At 68.8% G+C, this 15473-nt stretch carries 14 protein-coding genes and 1 tRNA gene; 6 read left to right on the top strand and 9 right to left on the bottom strand.

The genetic code is table 11. From position 1 onward, the window contains the following. Positions 1-41: 41 nt before the first annotated feature. Positions 42-395, bottom strand: coding sequence for a hypothetical protein (locus KF780_01055; GenBank protein ID MBX3560378.1), 354 nt, complete (start codon positions 393-395; stop codon positions 42-44). An 83-nt stretch (positions 396-478) separates the two neighbouring features. On the opposite strand from KF780_01055, the gene glpX reads away from it, so the two are divergent. Then, positions 479-1465, top strand: coding sequence for a class II fructose-bisphosphatase (glpX, locus tag KF780_01050; protein ID MBX3560377.1), 987 nt, complete (start codon positions 479-481; stop codon positions 1463-1465). A 33-nt stretch (positions 1466-1498) separates the two neighbouring features. Here glpX and KF780_01045 read toward each other — a convergent pair whose 3' ends face one another. Both KF780_01045 and KF780_01040 read right to left on the bottom strand, forming a co-directional pair. After that, complete coding sequence (locus KF780_01045) at positions 1499-1903, bottom strand: hypothetical protein (GenBank protein ID MBX3560376.1); 405 nt, start codon at positions 1901-1903, stop codon at positions 1499-1501. Between the two features lie 99 nt (positions 1904-2002). Then, positions 2003-3286: a type VI secretion protein ImpB gene (locus KF780_01040; GenBank protein MBX3560375.1), complete on the bottom strand. Its 1284-nt coding sequence runs from the start codon at positions 3284-3286 to the stop codon at positions 2003-2005. An 85-nt stretch (positions 3287-3371) separates the two neighbouring features. On the opposite strand from KF780_01040, the gene recJ reads away from it, so the two are divergent. Together recJ and KF780_01030 are read left to right on the top strand one after the other, a co-directional pair. Continuing rightward, positions 3372-5147 carry a single-stranded-DNA-specific exonuclease RecJ gene (gene recJ, locus KF780_01035; GenBank protein ID MBX3560374.1) on the top strand — a complete coding sequence of 592 codons (1776 nt, stop codon included), beginning with the start codon at positions 3372-3374 and terminating at the stop codon, positions 5145-5147. Between the two features lie 41 nt (positions 5148-5188). Beyond that, positions 5189-5263, top strand: a tRNA-Glu gene (locus KF780_01030). A gap of 6 nt (positions 5264-5269) precedes the next feature. On the opposite strand, the gene KF780_01025 is transcribed toward KF780_01030, so the two are convergent. The 5 genes from KF780_01025 to KF780_01005 are packed head-to-tail and all read right to left on the bottom strand — an operon-like array spanning position 5270 to position 9798. Beyond that, positions 5270-6001 carry an extensin family protein gene (locus tag KF780_01025; protein ID MBX3560373.1) on the bottom strand — a complete coding sequence of 244 codons (732 nt, stop codon included), beginning with the start codon at positions 5999-6001 and terminating at the stop codon, positions 5270-5272. Between the two features lie 5 nt (positions 6002-6006). Further along, positions 6007-6750 (bottom strand): NUDIX domain-containing protein, encoded by a 744-nt coding sequence (locus KF780_01020; GenBank protein MBX3560372.1) that lies wholly within the window; start codon positions 6748-6750, stop codon positions 6007-6009. Further along, positions 6747-7700, bottom strand: a complete 954-nt coding sequence (locus tag KF780_01015; protein ID MBX3560371.1) for a 2OG-Fe(II) oxygenase — start codon at positions 7698-7700, stop codon at positions 6747-6749. Before KF780_01015 ends, KF780_01020 begins: the two co-directional genes overlap by 4 nt. Then, complete coding sequence (locus tag KF780_01010) at positions 7697-9178, bottom strand: AMP-binding protein (protein ID MBX3560370.1); 1482 nt, start codon at positions 9176-9178, stop codon at positions 7697-7699. Before KF780_01010 ends, KF780_01015 begins: the two co-directional genes overlap by 4 nt. After that, entirely contained in the window at positions 9175-9798 is a 624-nt protein-coding gene (locus KF780_01005) for a TetR/AcrR family transcriptional regulator (protein ID MBX3560369.1), read from the bottom strand. The genes KF780_01010 and KF780_01005 overlap by 4 nt, the downstream gene beginning before the upstream one ends. Positions 9799-10186: 388 nt before the next feature. Here KF780_01005 and KF780_01000 point away from each other — a divergent pair, with 388 nt between their 5' ends. The 3 genes from KF780_01000 to KF780_00990 are packed head-to-tail and all read left to right on the top strand — an operon-like array spanning position 10187 to position 14668. After that, the gene (locus KF780_01000; GenBank protein MBX3560368.1) at positions 10187-11038 is read left to right on the top strand and encodes an alpha/beta hydrolase; all 852 of its coding nucleotides are present in this window, start codon (positions 10187-10189) and stop codon (positions 11036-11038) included. Positions 11039-11049: 11 nt separating this feature from the next. After that, entirely contained in the window at positions 11050-13380 is a 2331-nt protein-coding gene (locus KF780_00995; GenBank protein MBX3560367.1) for a TonB-dependent receptor, read from the top strand. Positions 13381-13390: 10 nt separating this feature from the next. After that, positions 13391-14668, top strand: a complete 1278-nt coding sequence (locus KF780_00990) for an MFS transporter (GenBank protein MBX3560366.1) — start codon at positions 13391-13393, stop codon at positions 14666-14668. On the opposite strand, the gene KF780_00985 is transcribed toward KF780_00990, so the two are convergent. Then, positions 14665-15453, bottom strand: coding sequence for a class II aldolase/adducin family protein (locus KF780_00985; GenBank protein ID MBX3560365.1), 789 nt, complete (start codon positions 15451-15453; stop codon positions 14665-14667). The genes KF780_00990 and KF780_00985 overlap by 4 nt on opposite strands. Positions 15454-15473 lie beyond the last annotated feature (20 nt).

Genomic DNA, 15473 nt, shown 5'->3' with positions numbered 1-15473 from the left:
CCGGGTCTAGCGAAGGCGCGAGAAGAGCAAAAGGGGAGCGGTTATCGGTCCGCGCGCTCGCGCAGGTTCCGGATCGCGAGGCCAACCAGACCGATCGCTTCGAACAACTCGATGCCGACCGGCTGGTGGCACAAACGGTCGCATCCGAAATTGGCCGGCGGTTCGCCGCGTATGACCGCGCCTGGCTCTGGCGCATATGGCAAAGGAGAGCGCGGATTCTGCGCTTGCCCGTAGCGGCGGGCGCAAACCGTGATTTCGTCATTCTCTCCCGGCGCGCAGTCCAGGCGCGCGCCTTCGCGCAATTCCTGACGCTGTCGGGCGATCAATGCGTCCGGATCGACCTGCGCGGCCGCGGCCGACGGGCCGATAACCAGGGCCACCGGAACCAGCCACATCCGTGGAGTCGGTCTCGACTTTGTCATGGCCCTCGCCTAATCCGCCGCCCAACCCCCCGTGCGATGAGAGGATGACACAGGAAATGGTCAAGGCAAGCCACGTTCTCGATCGGTTGCTGGTGATGGAGATGGTGCGCGTGACCGAGGCGGCGGCGGTCGCGGCGTCCAAGCTGATCGGCCGTGGCGACGAGAAGGCGGCGGACCATGCCGCGGTCGAGGCGATGCGCGCGGCGCTGAACACGCTCGACATGGACGGCACCGTCGTGATTGGCGAGGGCGAGCGGGACGAAGCGCCGATGCTCTATATCGGCGAGAAGGTCGGCACTTCGCCCGGCACTGGCCCGCGCATCGACATCGCGCTCGATCCGCTGGAAGGTACGACGATCACCGCCAAGGCCGGTCCCAATGCGCTCGCCGTGCTCGCCATTGCCGAGCAGGGCTGCCTGCTCAACGCGCCCGATGTCTATATGGACAAGCTCGCCGTCGGGCCCGGCTATCCCAGGGGGGTGATCGATCTCGCCAAGACGCCGACCGACAATGTCCGCGCCATCGCCGCCGCCAAGGGCGTCGATCCGTCCGAGATCATCGTGTGCGTGCTTGATCGGCCGCGCCATGCCGCCCTGATCGCCGAATTGCGCGGGCTGGGCTGCGGCGTCCATCTCATCCCGGACGGCGATGTCGCGGGGGTGATCGCGGTCACCGATCCCGACACGACGATCGACGCCTATATGGGGCAGGGCGGCGCGCCGGAGGGCGTGCTGGCGGCGGCGGCGCTGCGCTGTGTGGGCGGCCAGTTCCAGGGCCGGCTGGTCTTCCGCAACGACGCCGAGCGCGCCCGCGCCGCCCAATGGGGCGTCACCGATCTCGACCGCATCTATCAGCTGGAGGATTTGGCGCAGGGCGATGTGATCTTCGCCGCCACCGGCGTCACCGACGGCTCGCTGCTCGAAGGCGTTAAGCGCCGCAAGAGCTGCGTCACCACCGAAAGCGTCGTGATGCGCGCCAGCACGGGCACCGTCCGCTGGGTGAAGGGCGAGCACCGCCGCGCGCCCGGAGAGCATTGCGATTGAGGAGAAGCGGGGCGGCTCTTGCCGCCCGGTCAATCAGCGTACCAGTACGGCCAGCGAGAGGTTGCTGCCGTCCGCTCCGGCCATCCGGATGCGCGCCGGCATGCCTTCCAGCACCGTCGTCGCCGGCGCCGTGACCCGCGCCCAATTGGCGTCGCCGGGGCGGAACAGGCTGGAGCGCACGACGAGCGGCACGATGCCGTCGCCGTCGGTATCGGGCTCGGCATCGAGCCGCAACCGCATCGAATAGACGCCGCCGACCGCGACCGCGGTCGGGCGACCGAGCTGGACGGTCAGGGTCGGCGCACCGATCAGGCGGCCATTCTCGCGCAGTTCCAGATCGACGGTGCGAACCGGTGTGTCAGACGCGGCGCTTTGGGCGACGGCCATCCCCGCGCCGGCCAGCGCGGCGAGGCCCAGGATCGAGGCGGCGAGTCGCATGACATTCCTCCCATGCCGGATTTCGGCAGCCTGCCTCTGCCCTGTCTGGCCTGAAGGTTTCGCCAAGGCCTATGGTTAGGAAAGGATTCAGCCTGTTACTCAGAACAGGAACTCGGCCGCCTCGGGGACACGGCTGAAGGCGATCTTGACGCCGAGATAGTCGAGGCCGAGCCCGCGCTGCGAGGCGAGCGCGACCGCCTGACTTTCGTAGCGTCGGTTGAGGGCATCGATCTCGGTCCACAAGCGGGTTTGGCGCAGCTCCGCCTCGCGCGCGGCGGGCGGGGTGAACAGATCGGCCATCGGCGCTGCCTGGGAAAGGCTGTGCAGGCTGACCGAGACGGTGGCGAGACGCGCGCGGCTGCCCGCCGGCAGATCGGCCAGCGCCTCGGCCCAGAGACGATCGAGCGCCTTCAACAGAGCCCAGCTGTTCTGGGTCGCCGGGATCGCCCGGTCGCGCGCGGCGCCCCCTTCCGGCCGCGCACGCAGCGCCAGCGCGATGTGGCCCGCATAGAGCCCGTAATGACGCAGCCGGCTGGCGGCGCGCAGCAGCAGGGCCCGCGCGACGATCCGCGCCCGTTCGGGGCGCCGGTGCTCGGCCGAAAGCACGCGGCTGTGGCCGATCATCGCCTTGGCGCCTTGCGGTTCGTCGGGAAGATCGTGGCCGTGCAGGGCGTAAGCGAAGCGCTCGCCGACCACCGAGCCCCAGATCGCCCGGGCATGTTTGGGCGGCAGCGCCCACAGGCCCATGAAGTCCGCCACCCCCGCTTTTTCCAGCCGCCGGGCGACGCCGGGCCCGATGCCGGGGATCGCGGACAGCGGCAGATCCACGAGCGCGTCCGGCAGCGCCCGCGCCTCCAGCACGGTCAGCCCGTCCGGCTTGTGCAATTCGGCGGCGAGCTTGGCGAGCAGGGGCGTCGGCGCGAGTCCGATCGAGCAGCGCAAGGCGGCGCCCACATTGGCGGCGATCCCCGCCTTGATCTCGCGCGCCTTGGCGATCGCCGCCTCGGGCGCCGCCTCGTCCCGGCTCAGCCGGCAGGCGCATTCGTCGATCGAATAGATCCGCGTGACCGGCAGGTGCCGCTTAATCTCATCCATCAGCAGATTGTGGACTATGACATAACGATCGTGCCGGGCGACGCGCACGGCGAGGCCGGGGCAGAGCAGCCGCGCCTCGCGCACCGGCGTGCCGCGACGGATGCCGGCGTCGCGCGCTTCGTAGCTCACCGCGATCGCGCCGCTATGCTCGGACGCGAGCGGCGCGACGATCACGGGCCTGTCCCTCAACGCCGGCTCGTCATGCTGCTCGACCGCCGCGAAATAGCTGTTGAAGTCGATGAACAGGCAGCGCAGCGGCTTGCGGGCAAGCGAATCGATTGGTGACATGGAACATATCAAGAACATAATTCACGGCGGAGTCCATCGGAAATCACCGATTCACGCGTCCGCCGGGATCGCCTAAGGTGGCGCCATGCCGGCTTCTCCCATCCATGTCTGCGGCGTCGAGCGCTCGATCCTCGGCCAGCCCTGGCGCTGGCGCGGGGCGGCGACGGAGGATGTGGACTTCCGACCCGATGACCTGATCGACCAATTGCTGCTCGCCCGCGGCGTGGCGCGCGACGAGTTGGAGCGGCATCGCGTACCCACCCTGCGCGGCTTCATGCCCGATCCCGCCATCTTCCGCGACATGGAGAAGGCCGCCGCCCGCATCGCCGATGCGGTGGAAGCGGGCGAGGCGGTGACGGTGTTCGGCGATTATGACGTGGACGGCGCCACTTCGGCGGCTTTGCTCGTCCGGTTGCTCCGACAGCTCGGCCTTGCAGCATCGGCCTATATCCCGGACCGGCTGATGGAGGGCTATGGCCCGTCGGGCGAGGCTTTGGTGCGGATTGCCGAGGGCGGCGCGCGGCTGATCGTCACCGTCGATTGCGGCGCCCAGGCATTCGAAGCGCTGGCCATGGCGAAGGCGACGGGCGTCGATGTGATCGTGGTCGATCACCACAAATGCGCCGCGACGCTCCCGGACGGCTTCGCCATCGTCAATCCGAACCGGCTGGACGAAACGGACGAGGCCGCCGCGCACGGCCATCTCGCCGCGGTCGGGGTGGCCTTCCTGCTCGGCGCGGCGCTGTTGCGCGCGCTGCGGGGTCGAGACTATTTCGCAAGCCGCGCGGAGCCGAAGCTGATCGAGCTGCTCGATCTCGTCGCGCTCGGCACGGTCGCGGACGTGGCGCAACTTCGCGGCCTCAACCGCGCCTTCGTGACGCAGGGGCTGAAGGTGATGGCCGGGCGGCGCAATGCCGGGCTCGCCGCGCTCGCCGATGCCGCCCGCCTCGCCCGCGCGCCCGAATGCCGCGATCTCGGCTTCGCGCTCGGCCCTCGAATCAATGCCGGCGGCCGGGTCGGCAAGTCGGACCTCGGCGTGCGCCTGCTCACCACCGACGATCCCGCCGAGGCGCAGGCCATCGCGGCCGAGCTCGACCGCTTCAACGAGGAGCGCCGCGCGATCGAGGCGGCGGTGACGGAGGCGGCGGAGACATTGTCCGCGACCCAGGGCAATCGCGCCGTCGCTCTGGTCGCCGCGCCGGGTTGGCATCCCGGCGTGATCGGCATCGTCGCCGGGCGGCTGAAGGAGCGGCTGGGCCGCCCCGCCATCGTGATCGCGCTTGGCGAGGACGGGCTCGGCAAGGGCTCGGGCCGCTCGATTTTCGGGGTCGATCTCGGCGCGGCGGTGCTGGCGGCGAAGGACAGCGGTCTGCTCGTCGCCGGTGGCGGTCATCCGATGGCGGCGGGCCTCACCGTCGCGGACGACAAGGTGGACGCGTTTGCCGATTTTCTCGACGACCGGCTCGCCGCCGATGTCGCGCGCGCGCGCGAGGATCGCGCGCTGCTGCTCGACGCGTTGCTCGCGCCCGGCGGCGTCTCGCCCGATCTGTGCGATGCGCTGGAGGCGGGCGGGCCCTATGGCGCCGGCTGGCCGGGACCGCGCGTGGCCGCCGGGCCGGTCGCCATCGTCAAGGCGGACGTGGTCGGCGCCAATCACCTGCGCGTCATCGCCGCCGGCGACGACGGCCGGCGGATCAAGGCGATCGCCTTCCGCATGGCGGACAGCCCGCTCGGCGAAGCGCTGCTCGGGGCGCCGCCGCACCGCCGGTTCTGGCTTGCCGGGCGGATGAAGAAGGACGAATATAATGGCCGCGTCTCGGCCGAGCTCCATCTGGAGGACGCCGCCTGGGCCGACGCTTGACCGGCTCGCCGACAGCCCCTAAGGCGCCACCTCGCCTTCACGGCCCCTTCGTCTAGCGGTTAGGACGCGGCCCTTTCACGGCTGAAACACGGGTTCGATTCCCGTAGGGGTCACCATCTCCTTCACCGGCAGGCCCGCCAGCCCATTGCGCCCCTTTGCGCCTGGTCGAAGTGGAGATGGTCGCGGTGGGCTTCGTTGTAATCGGGCGACAGCACGGTGGCGAACAGGTCGCAGGCGCCGTCGCGCACCTCGCGCAGGAAGCGCCCCCTGGCGCCCGCGTCCGGCCAGTCGCCGATCAGTGAGACGCGCGTGCCGTCGTCGAGCACGAAGGCGGCGATGTCCACCGCATTGGCGGTGGCATGTTCGCTCCACGCCCCCTGGTCGCGGCCGTAGAGGCGGCGGCAATTGTAGCTGCCGAAATGTTCGATGCGGACAATGTCGCGGCCGAAATGGCGCCGCGCGGCCGGCTGGACGACATGCCATTCCCACAGCGCCAGCGCGGCGGCGACAGCGCAACTCGTGCCCAGCCCATCCGGCCGCCAGGCGATCTCGCGCGATCCGCCGTTCGTGAAGCGCACCGCGTCGGCATAACCGCATTGTGCGCCGTCGCTACGCGCCGGCAAAGCGGTGTGGCGCACCCCGGCCTCCGTCAGCAGCGCCCGGCAACGCGGCCCCTCGCCGGCGAGATCGGCGAGCTTGCGGCCCGTGAACAGGCCGATGGGCTGGGTGAGGTCGAGAGACGTCCAGGGCATGTCTTGCGGATGCTTGCGCGCATGGCCGTAGAGCAGCAGCGCGCCGAGGCATGCCAGCGCCAGGAGGAGGATCGTCACGATGGTCCGGCGCAGTCTTCGCATCCTTCCTATCGCCGCCGCGCGGTCTCCAGCGGCTCGGCCGTCACCGGATAGCCGATGCCTTCGGGAATGCAGACGAACATGCGGCCGGCCCGTTCCTCGACCCAAGGGGTGATGCAGGTCACGGGATGACGGGCGGCATCGGCGCGCGCCTCCTCGATCGAGGCGAAGCGGGCGAGCCGCTCCAGGTTGCGTCGGGTCGGGAAGATGGCGTGGGCGCGGTGGGCATCAAGCTCGGCGAGGATGTCGGCGGCGCTCGCCCAGAAAGCGCGCACTGCCTCGGCCTCGGCGACCAGCGGGGTGGGGGCGCCGGCGGGGGCTTCGGCGAGATAGAAGAGCGTGTCGAAGCGGCGCGTCTCGTGGAAATTGGGGCACCAGCGGGCGAAGGGCGTGAGTGCGTTGAGCTCGAGAGTCAGGCCGTGACGGTCGAGCAGCGCCGCGAAATCCGCGCCCGTCGTCATGGCCTCGCGCAACACGAGGGGCGGAGCGGGGTGTATCGCCGGGGCGATACCGGTCTCCTCGATCGTCTCGCGGATCGCGGCGATCCGGGCGGCGGCGTCGGGCAAGGCGGGGAAGGCGCGGCCGATGATCTCGTCCTCCGGGTCGATCCGCCCGCCGGGGAAGACGAGCGCACCAGCGGCGAAGGCCATCCGGCCGGTCCGCTCGGTCATCAGGAGTTCGGGCGGCCCATTCTGCCGTTCGCGCATCAGCACCAACGTGGCGGCGGGCATTGCCGGCGGAAGGTCGCTCATGTCAGCCAGGGATGATAGTCGCGCTGACGGATCCAGCGTGTCGCCAGCCATTTCTCGCCGGCGGTGACGGCCAGTCCGGCATGGAGCGTTCGCATGTCGCCGCGACCGTCTTCGAGCACGTTGCCGAACACCAGGACATCGCCCGTGCCGCCCCGTACCTTGAAGCCGAGCTCCGGGAAGGCGGTCTCGCCGCCCTGATAGTCATGGTTGAGATAGACGAGCGCGGTCCAGACGCGCTGGTTGCGCTCGCCCGGCAGCGCATCGACATGCGGGCGATATTCCTCGCCCGGCCGATAGCGCAGCATGTGCAGCGGTTCGCCCCATCCCACTCCGGTTCCGGTCGCGTCGGCGATCCGCCGGTTGATCGTGTTGACGACCAGATCTTCCAGCGTCGGGCCGAAGCTCATGCCGAACGAGGTGCGGATCGGATTGGGGATGCGCTCGCCGGTCGTCGTATCGATGACCAGTGACGGTTGCAGGTGCGGTGCCGCCATCGACATGAGGTAGCGACATTCCTCGGGGAGCAACAGGCTGCGGATCAGCACGATCGAAGGCGATTCGGACAGGATTTCGCGCGCCGCCGCCGCGACGGCCTCGGGCGTCTTCATGCGGAGCAGGAAGGCGAGTTGCAACGCGGCGTAGCGATCGGCATCCGCGATCCGCTCCATCATCGCGCGCGCCGCGTCGAAATCGGCGGCACAGCCGGTGCCATTGGCGATCAGGAAGGCGCGGGTGCGGGCCGCCTCGACATGGCCCAGCGCGGCGGCGCGGTCGAGCCCGGCATGGGCAGCGTCCAGATCGCGCGGGACGACGGTGCCGAACAATCGCCAACTGGCCAGCAGGTTCAGCGCCTCGGCGTCGTCGGCATCGGCGGCGGCCTTGACCTCCGTCGCAGCCTGGGCCGCTGCGCCCCGCTCGAACAGGGCACGGGCACGATCGAGCACGCTCACGACAGCAGGTGCTTCTGGATCTTGCCCCCCGGCGTGCGCGGAAATTCCGAGACGAATTCGAAGCTCACCGGCACCTTGTAGGGCGCGAGACGGGCGCGGCAATAGGCGTCGAGCTCGGCGCGATCGGGCGGGGTGCCGTTCGCCGGCTGGACGAAGGCGCGGCCGACTTCGCCCCATTTGGGGTCGACCCGGGCGAGCACGGCGACGGCGGCGACCGCCGGATGCGCGGCCAGCACATTTTCGACCTCGATCGGATAGACGTTCTCGCCGCCGGAAATGAACATCTCCTTGCGCCGTCCCGCGACCCAGTAGAAGCCGTCCGCATCGCGCCGTGCGAGATCGCCGGAGATCAGCCAGCCGTCCGCGGTGAAAGCGGCGCGGGTCGCCTCCTCGTCGCGCCAATAACCCGGCGTCACGCCCGGCCCGGAGAAGAGCAGGTCGCCCACTTCGCCATCGGCAACCTCGTGGCCCCCGGCATCGACGATCCGGGCGCTGCACAGCAATTGCGGCCTGCCGACCGATCCGATCCGATCCCAGGCATCGGCCGGATCGACCAGGAAGGCGGTCGGTCCGGTCTCGGTCATGCCCATGCCGTTGCAGACGCGCACCCCCAGGTCGCGATAGCGCTCTGCCAGCGCATCCGGCAGCGCCGCGCCGCCGCAGCCCCAGTGGCGGACATGATCGAGCGGCGCAGCGGCGAAGCGCGGATGACCGAGCAGCGCCTGATAGACGGTCGGCACGGCGAAGACCGTGTCCAGCCGCCGGGCTTCGATCAGGCCGACCAGCGCTTCGGCCTCGAACGTCTCCATCAGGATCACGCGCCCGCCCGCGATCAGCGTTGGCAGCGCATGGAGATTGATCCCGGCGGTGTGGAAATTGGGCAGGAAGGCGAGCGTGGTGTCCCGGGCGGTGAGGCCGATGGCCGAGCCGATATTGACATGGTTCGCCAGCGCCATCCGGTAGGTGTAGATCACCCCCTTGGGGCGCCCGGTCGTGCCGGACGTGTAGAGCAGGTACCAGGTCGATGACGCCGGCCAGGACAGGCGGGAGCGGTGCGGCGGCGCCGTGACGAGCGCCGTCTCGTAGCCGCCGTCGAGGTCGAGAGAGGGAGGCGGGGCGGCGAGGCGCCCGACAATGTCCGCATCGGCCGCGTCGTGGAGCAGCAGCGCCGGCTCGGCATTGGCGATCAACCCGTCCAGCTCCGCCGGCGGCATCCGCCAGTTCAGGGGCACGAGCACGGCGCCGAGCTTGGCGCAGCCGAACAGGATTTCGAAGAAGGCGATGCGCTGCCGGCACAGGATCGCCACCCGGTCGCCCTTGCGCACGCCATATGCCGCCAGCATCGCGGCGACCGCCGCGGCGCGCTCGTCGAGCTCGGCATAGGTGCGGGTCGCGCCGGTCGCCAGCTCTTCGAGCGCCACCGCGCCCGGCGAAAGTGTCGCGCGCTTGGCGGCGAGGTCGGGGATCGCGCTTATCATGGCGATCGCTTTCTCAGCCCCTCGGCGACCAGGTCGATCGCGCGGTCGGCGATCTCGGCCGGATCCTCGCTCTTGTCCCAGATCGCATAGCGCATGCCGAGGAACACGCTCATCCCGATCAGCGCCCAGGCACGCAGCTCGTCCGGCCCCTCGACGATTTCGCCGCGCTCGCTCGCCGCCGCCAGCCCCTCGCGATAGCCCTCGACGAAGGAGCGGTAATGGGCGCGATAGGCGTCCTCGGCGACGAACTGCGCTTCCTCGATGATCCGGTAGAGCTCGGGATGCTGGCGGGTGAAGGCGATGAAGGCGGCGAGGCCGAGCCGCTCGGCGGCGAGCCGGTCCGGCGCGCCGGCGACCGCCTCGGCGACATGGCTGCGCGTCGCGTTGCTCATGTCGCGGACCAGCGCGCGGAACAGCTCCTCCTTGCTTTCGAAATAGGTGTAGAAGGTGCCGAGCGCGACGCCGGCGCGCGCCGTGATGCCGGTGATCGCCGCCTCGTGATAGCCGCGTTCGCCGAATTCCCGCGCCGCCGCCTCGAGCAGCTTGCGCACCGTGCGCCGCCCCCGCTCCGTGCGCGGCGCCTTGTCGGCCGAAACCGCATTATGCCCCAGATCGTTCATTCACCCGTCTCCCGGATACGAAGCTGAACCAGGCTTCAACTTGGCGCAAGGGTCTATGCCGGACCGTGGCGCTTTGGGGCGCGGAAGTTGACGAAGCTGACGCCACGTGGGGGAGCGAGGCCCCCTGCCCGACGGGCCGTAGGGCTCCAACGAGCCGCTCCGGCGCGAAAGGGCGACAGATTCAGGCATGCCGGCAGGGTGGCAGAGGATTTCCTACATTGGAAGCGCCCGGCTTTCGCCTCGGGCGGAGACTGCGCGATGCACTCATGCAACACTCACATGAAAGTTGAATCGTATATCAAGTTGAACATTGACTCGGTATTCATATGGCGGCAGGAGGCGGGGACCGCAGAATTCCGAACAGGAGCGCGCGGCCGGGGGAGGATATTTGCAGCATTTCATCGCATCGGACGGGGCTTGCATCGCCTATCGCGACACGGGAGTGGCCGGCGACGGCCGCGTGCCGATCGTGCTGCTGCACGGGCTGATGGCGCATGGCGGCTTCTTCCGCGAACAGGCGCCGCTGGCCGAGGATTTCCGGGTGGTGACGATCGACCTGCGCGGCCATGGCGAATCGCCGGCGCCGGACGGCAAGGCGAGCGTCGAGCGGATCGCCGCCGACGTTTCCGATCTGGTCGCGGCGCTTGGCTTGCTGGGCGCGATCGGTGTCGGCTGGTCGCTGGGCGCGACCGTGCTCTGGCACGTGCTCGCCGGACCCGCCGCGTCGCGCTTCGCCGGCGCGGTGGTGATCGACATGACCGCGCGGGTGCGCAACGACGACGAATGGGATCTCGGCCTGTCGCCGGAGGCGTGCGAGGCCCGATCCCAGGCGATTCGCGACGATTTCGACGGCTTCGCCCGCAATGCCGGCGAGGGCATCTTCGCCGAGCCGGTGCCGGCGCATCTGCGCGGGCTGGCCGATTGGGCGGGCGGCGAGTTCGCCCGGTCCGATCCCAAGGCGATCGCCTCGGTCTGGGCCTCGCTGGTCCGGCAGGACGTGCGCGCCCTGCTCAAGGGCATCGCCCACCCGACCCTGATCGTCCATGGCGGCCGCAGCCGCCTCTATGGCGACGACACCGCCGATCATCTCGTCGCGGCCCTGCCTGCGGCGGCGGCGGTGCGCTTCGGCAATTCCGGCCACGCCCCCCATCTGGAGGAGCCGGAGGCCTTCAACCGCACGCTCAAGGATTTCGCGGCGCGCCTGTCTCGCGCGCCCACCATGGAAACAACGCATCGATGAGGAGGAGCATCATGTCCCGCACCCGGATTCACATCACTGGCCTCAAGTTCGGCGTCGCGCTCGCCGCGCTCGCCGTCGCCCCTGCCCACGCGCAGGAGGCGCCGTCAGCAGCCGCCGCCGAGAACGGCGACGACGGCGCGATCATCGTCACCGCTCGGCGCCGGGCGGAAAGTATCCTCGACGTGCCGCTGTCCATCACCGCTTATTCCGGTGAGGAGCTGGAGGCGCGCGGCGCGCTGGACATCACCGATATCGCCGCGACCACGCCGAACGTGACGCTGGAAGTGTCGCGCGGCACCAATTCGACGCTCAGCGCCTTCATCCGCGGCGTCGGCCAGCAGGACCCGGTCGCCGGTTTCGAATCGGGAGTCGGCCTCTATCTCGACGACGTCTATCTGAACCGGCCGCAGGCCGCCGTGCTCGACATTTACGATGTCGAGCGGATCGAGGTGCTGCGCGGGCCGCAGGGCACGCTCTACGGCCGCAACACGATCGGCGGCGCGGTCAAATATGTCACCCGCCGCCTGCCGCGCGACGCGGAGCTGCGCGTCCGGGCCACGGTCGGCACTTACGAGCAGGCCGATCTGATCGTCAGCGGCAGCGCCCCGGTCGGCACCGGCGTCCTGCGCGTCGGCGGCTCGGTCGCGCGGCTTTCGCGCGGCGGCTTCGGCGAAAATCTCACCACCGGCGAAGACAATTACAACCGCGATATCTGGGCGGGCCGCGTGTCGGCCGAGGTCAATAACGAGGACAATATCTTCTTCCGCCTGTCCGCCGATTATACCCGCGACAACAGCAATGCGCGTGGCGGCCACCGGCTGATCCCCGGCCTCGTCTCCGGCACGCCGGTGCTGTCCGATGTCTATGACAGCCGCGGCGCGCTGGCCGACCCCGATCAGTATGTCGAGGCCTGGGGCGTCGCCTTGACCGGCGAGGTCAATCTCTCCGAACGCGTGACGCTGCGCTCGATCACCTCATGGCGTCGTGACGAGAGCGGTACGCCGATCGATTTCGACGCGTTGCCCGCCGTCGATGTGGACGTGCCGGCGATCTACGAGAATCGCCAAGTCTCGCAGGAGCTGCAGCTGCTCTACAATGCGGGCGGGTTCAACGGCCTGTTGGGGGCTTATTATCTCGACGCCAATGCGAACACCGTCTTCGATGTGCGCTTGCCTGGCGGCGTGACCGCGCTCACCTTCGGCGATGTCGATACCGAGACCTGGGCGCTGTTCGGGGACTTCTCCTATGATCTCACCGAGCAGTTCAGCGTCTCGGTCGGCGGCCGCTATACCTGGGACCAGCGCACCTCCGACATCCTGCGCCAGGTCTATCTGGGCGGCGGCGGCTCGCCCTTCTTCGGCGGCACCGGTATTCCGATCGTCCTGCAATCGGATTTCACCGGCACTGCGACGTTCAAGGAATTCACGCCGCGCGCCTCGGTGAGCTTCCGTCCGAACCGCGATCACACGATCTATGCGAGCTATTCGCGCGGTTTCAAGGGCGGCGGTTTTGATCCGCGCGGCGTCTCCACCGCCTGCCGCAACCCGACCGGCGGGGCCTGCAATTCGCAGGAGCTGTTCGAATTCATGTCCTTCGATCCGGAGACGGTGACGAGCTACGAGCTGGGCTGGCGCGCCGCTTTGCTCGACCGGCGGCTGCGCTTCAGCCTGGCGCTGTTCCAGGCCAATTATGCCGACGTGCAGATTCCGGGTTCGGTCGGCACCGTGCTCAACGGGCAGCAGACCTTCATCGGCGTCACCACCAATGCCGCCAGGGCGCGGTTCCGCGGCGTGGAATTCGAAGGCAATGCGCTGCTCGCCCGCAGCTTCGGCACGGACGGGGATTCGCTGAACTTCTCCTGGTCGCTCGGCTATCTCGATGCCGAATATCGCGAGTTCATCGATGCGCGCGGCATCGACGTGGCGGACCGGCGGGCGATCCAGAATACGCCGGAATGGACGCTGAGCGGCACGCTCAACTACGGCACGCCGGTCGCCGACGGGATGCTGAACTTCATCACCACCCTGTCCTATCGCAGCGCCAGCCAGCAGTTCGAGCTGAGCATACCGGAGCTGGACCAGGGCGGATTCGCGCTTTGGGACGCGAACCTGGTGTGGCGTTCGGACGACGATCGCTGGTCGATCGGACTGCACGGCCGCAATCTCACCAACAAGCGCTACATCGTGTCCGGCTACAATTTCCTCTCGCAAAATCCGGACACCGGCGCATTCAACCGCACCGGCACAGGCGCTCTGATCCCGACGCTCGGCGCGGAGGGCGTGCTGACCGCCTATTACGGCAATCCGCGTCAGGTCTACCTGTCGGTCGGCGTCAATTTCTAAGGGAGCGATCATGGCGGGGAGCGGGAGCGCAAGCGTGGAGAGAAGCCCGGGCGGGCGCGTGCTCCTCATCCTGCTCATCGCCTACATCTTCAATTTCGTCGACCGCCAGATCATCGGTATCCTGGCGGTGCCGATCAAGGCGGAGCTGGAGCTTTCCGACCGCCAGCTCGGGCTGATGGGCGGCATCGCCTTCGCGCTCTTCTATTCCGGGCTCGCCATCCCGATCGCCTGGCTCGCCGACCGCTACAACCGGGTGAAGATCATCGCCTGGTCGGTGGCCTTGTGGAGCGGTTTCACCGCGCTCTGCGGCCTCGCCCAGAATTTCTGGCAATTGTTCCTCGCCCGGATGGGCGTCGGCATCGGCGAAGCGGGCGGGGTCGCGCCTTCCTACGCGCTGGTTTCGGACTATTTCCCGAAGGAGCGCCGCGCCCGCGCATTGGCCTTCTTCTCGCTCGGTATCCCGATCGGATCGGCGCTGGGCGTCTTCTTCGGCGGCTGGATCGCCTCCAATCTCGATTGGCGCGCCGCCTTCATCATCGTCGGGCTGGCCGGCATCCCGGCCGCCTTGCTGGTCCGCTACGGCATCAAGGAGCCGCCGCGCGGTGCCTTCGACAATGAAGCGGGGCAGGCCGCCGAGCCCGCGCCCCCCTTCGCGCTGGTCGCCGCCACGCTGGCGCGGAAGCCCAGCTTCTGGCTGCTCTCATTCGGCGCGGCGTCCGGATCGATCCTCGGCTACGGCCTGATCTTCTGGCTGCCGAGCTTCTTCTCGCGCAGCTACGGGCTGGAGCTGATCGAGGTGAGCTGGTTCTATGGCTCGATCGTGCTGATCGGCGGCATGGCCGGTACCTGGCTCGGCGGCTGGCTGGGCGACCGGACGGGGCCGTCGGACCCCGGCTCCTATGCCCGCATCCCGGCGATCTGCTTCGTCGTCACCGCGCCGGTCTTCGCCTTCGGCCTCTTCGCCGAATCGCTGGTCACCGGCTGGATTCTCTTCGCCATCGGCCAGATGCTGGCGCTGGCCTGGCTCGGCCCGGTGATCGCCGCCGTCCAGCATATCGTCCCGCCCAACATGCGCGCCACCGCCTCGGCCAGCTTCCTCTTCATCAACAACCTGATCGGGATCGGCTTCGGCATCTTCTTCCTGGGCTTCATGTCCGACACGATGACCGCCACCTATGGCGAGCACGCGCTGCGCTATTCGATCCTCTACGGGCTGGGCTTCTACCTGCTGAGTGCGCTGCTCTACTTCATCGCCTCGAAGCGGCTGGCGAAGGATTGGGTCGCCTAGGTCGCGAAGCCCGGGTCGAGCCGGTAGGCTTTCCTCAGCAGCGCCGGCCAGGCGAGCAGGTTGGCGCCCATCTTGAGGCTGGCGCGGCCCTGCTCGGCGGCGACTTGCGGTGCGCCCTGCGGCGGGTTGTTGAGATTGGTCTCGCCGGCCGACAGCGCCAGCACCTGCGCCTCGCAGGCGCGCTCCAGGAAATAGAGCTTCAGGAACGCCTCGCCGACCGTCTCGCCGACGGTGAGCGTGCCGTGGTTGCGGAAGATCATCGCGCTCTTGGTCCCGAGATCGGCGATGATCCGCTCGCGCTCGGAAAGATCGACCGCGATGCCCTCATAATCGTGATAGGCGATCTCCTCGCGGATCACCATCGCGGTCTGGGTGAGGGGGAGCAGCCCCCCGGCATGGGCGGCGACCGCCTGGCCGTTCGGCGTGTGGAGGTGCATCACCGATTGCGCGTCCTCGCGCGCCATGTGCAGCGCCGAATGGATGGTGAAGCCCGCCGCGTTGGTGATGAACGGCGTCGGCGCGACCGGATTGCCGTTCATGTCCACCTTGACGAGGCTGGAGGCCGTCACCTCCTCGAACATGAGCTGATAGGGATTGAGCAAAAAATGATGCTCCGGCCCCGGCACGCGGGCGGAGAGGTGGGTGAAGATGAGATCGTCCCAGCCGAAATAAGCGACGAGGCGGTAGGCGGCGGCGAGATCGACGCGGATCTTCCACTCCTCCGGGCTCACCTGGTCCTGCATCGGCGGGATCTCGACGGTCGAAAGCGCATGCGCCTCCGCCATGTTGCGCGATATCGTGTCGA

The sequence above is a fragment of the Sphingomonas sp. genome, from assembly GCA_019635535.1.
GTDB lineage: Bacteria > Pseudomonadota > Alphaproteobacteria > Sphingomonadales > Sphingomonadaceae > Allosphingosinicella.
Note: the sequence above shows the minus strand (reverse complement) of the source record. Positions and strands in the feature narration are given on the sequence as shown.

What these genes read in the sequence shown, in the direction of transcription:
- KF780_01055 (MBX3560378.1), bottom strand. Translation starts at nt 395, where the DNA reads ATGTGGCTGGTTCCGGTGGCCCTGGTTATCGGCCCGTCGGCCGCGGCC.
- glpX (MBX3560377.1), top strand. Translation starts at nt 479, where the DNA reads ATGGTCAAGGCAAGCCACGTTCTCGATCGGTTGCTGGTGATGGAGATG.
- KF780_01045 (MBX3560376.1), bottom strand. Translation starts at nt 1,903, where the DNA reads ATGCGACTCGCCGCCTCGATCCTGGGCCTCGCCGCGCTGGCCGGCGCG.
- KF780_01040 (MBX3560375.1), bottom strand. Translation starts at nt 3,286, where the DNA reads ATGTCACCAATCGATTCGCTTGCCCGCAAGCCGCTGCGCTGCCTGTTC.
- recJ (MBX3560374.1), top strand. Translation starts at nt 3,372, where the DNA reads ATGCCGGCTTCTCCCATCCATGTCTGCGGCGTCGAGCGCTCGATCCTC.
- KF780_01025 (MBX3560373.1), bottom strand. Translation starts at nt 6,001, where the DNA reads ATGCGAAGACTGCGCCGGACCATCGTGACGATCCTCCTCCTGGCGCTG.
- KF780_01020 (MBX3560372.1), bottom strand. Translation starts at nt 6,750, where the DNA reads ATGAGCGACCTTCCGCCGGCAATGCCCGCCGCCACGTTGGTGCTGATG.
- KF780_01010 (MBX3560370.1), bottom strand. Translation starts at nt 9,178, where the DNA reads ATGATAAGCGCGATCCCCGACCTCGCCGCCAAGCGCGCGACACTTTCG.
- KF780_01005 (MBX3560369.1), bottom strand. Translation starts at nt 9,798, where the DNA reads ATGAACGATCTGGGGCATAATGCGGTTTCGGCCGACAAGGCGCCGCGC.
- KF780_00995 (MBX3560367.1), top strand. Translation starts at nt 11,050, where the DNA reads ATGTCCCGCACCCGGATTCACATCACTGGCCTCAAGTTCGGCGTCGCG.
- KF780_00990 (MBX3560366.1), top strand. Translation starts at nt 13,391, where the DNA reads ATGGCGGGGAGCGGGAGCGCAAGCGTGGAGAGAAGCCCGGGCGGGCGC.
- KF780_00985 (MBX3560365.1), bottom strand. Translation starts at nt 15,453, where the DNA reads ATGGCGGAGGCGCATGCGCTTTCGACCGTCGAGATCCCGCCGATGCAG.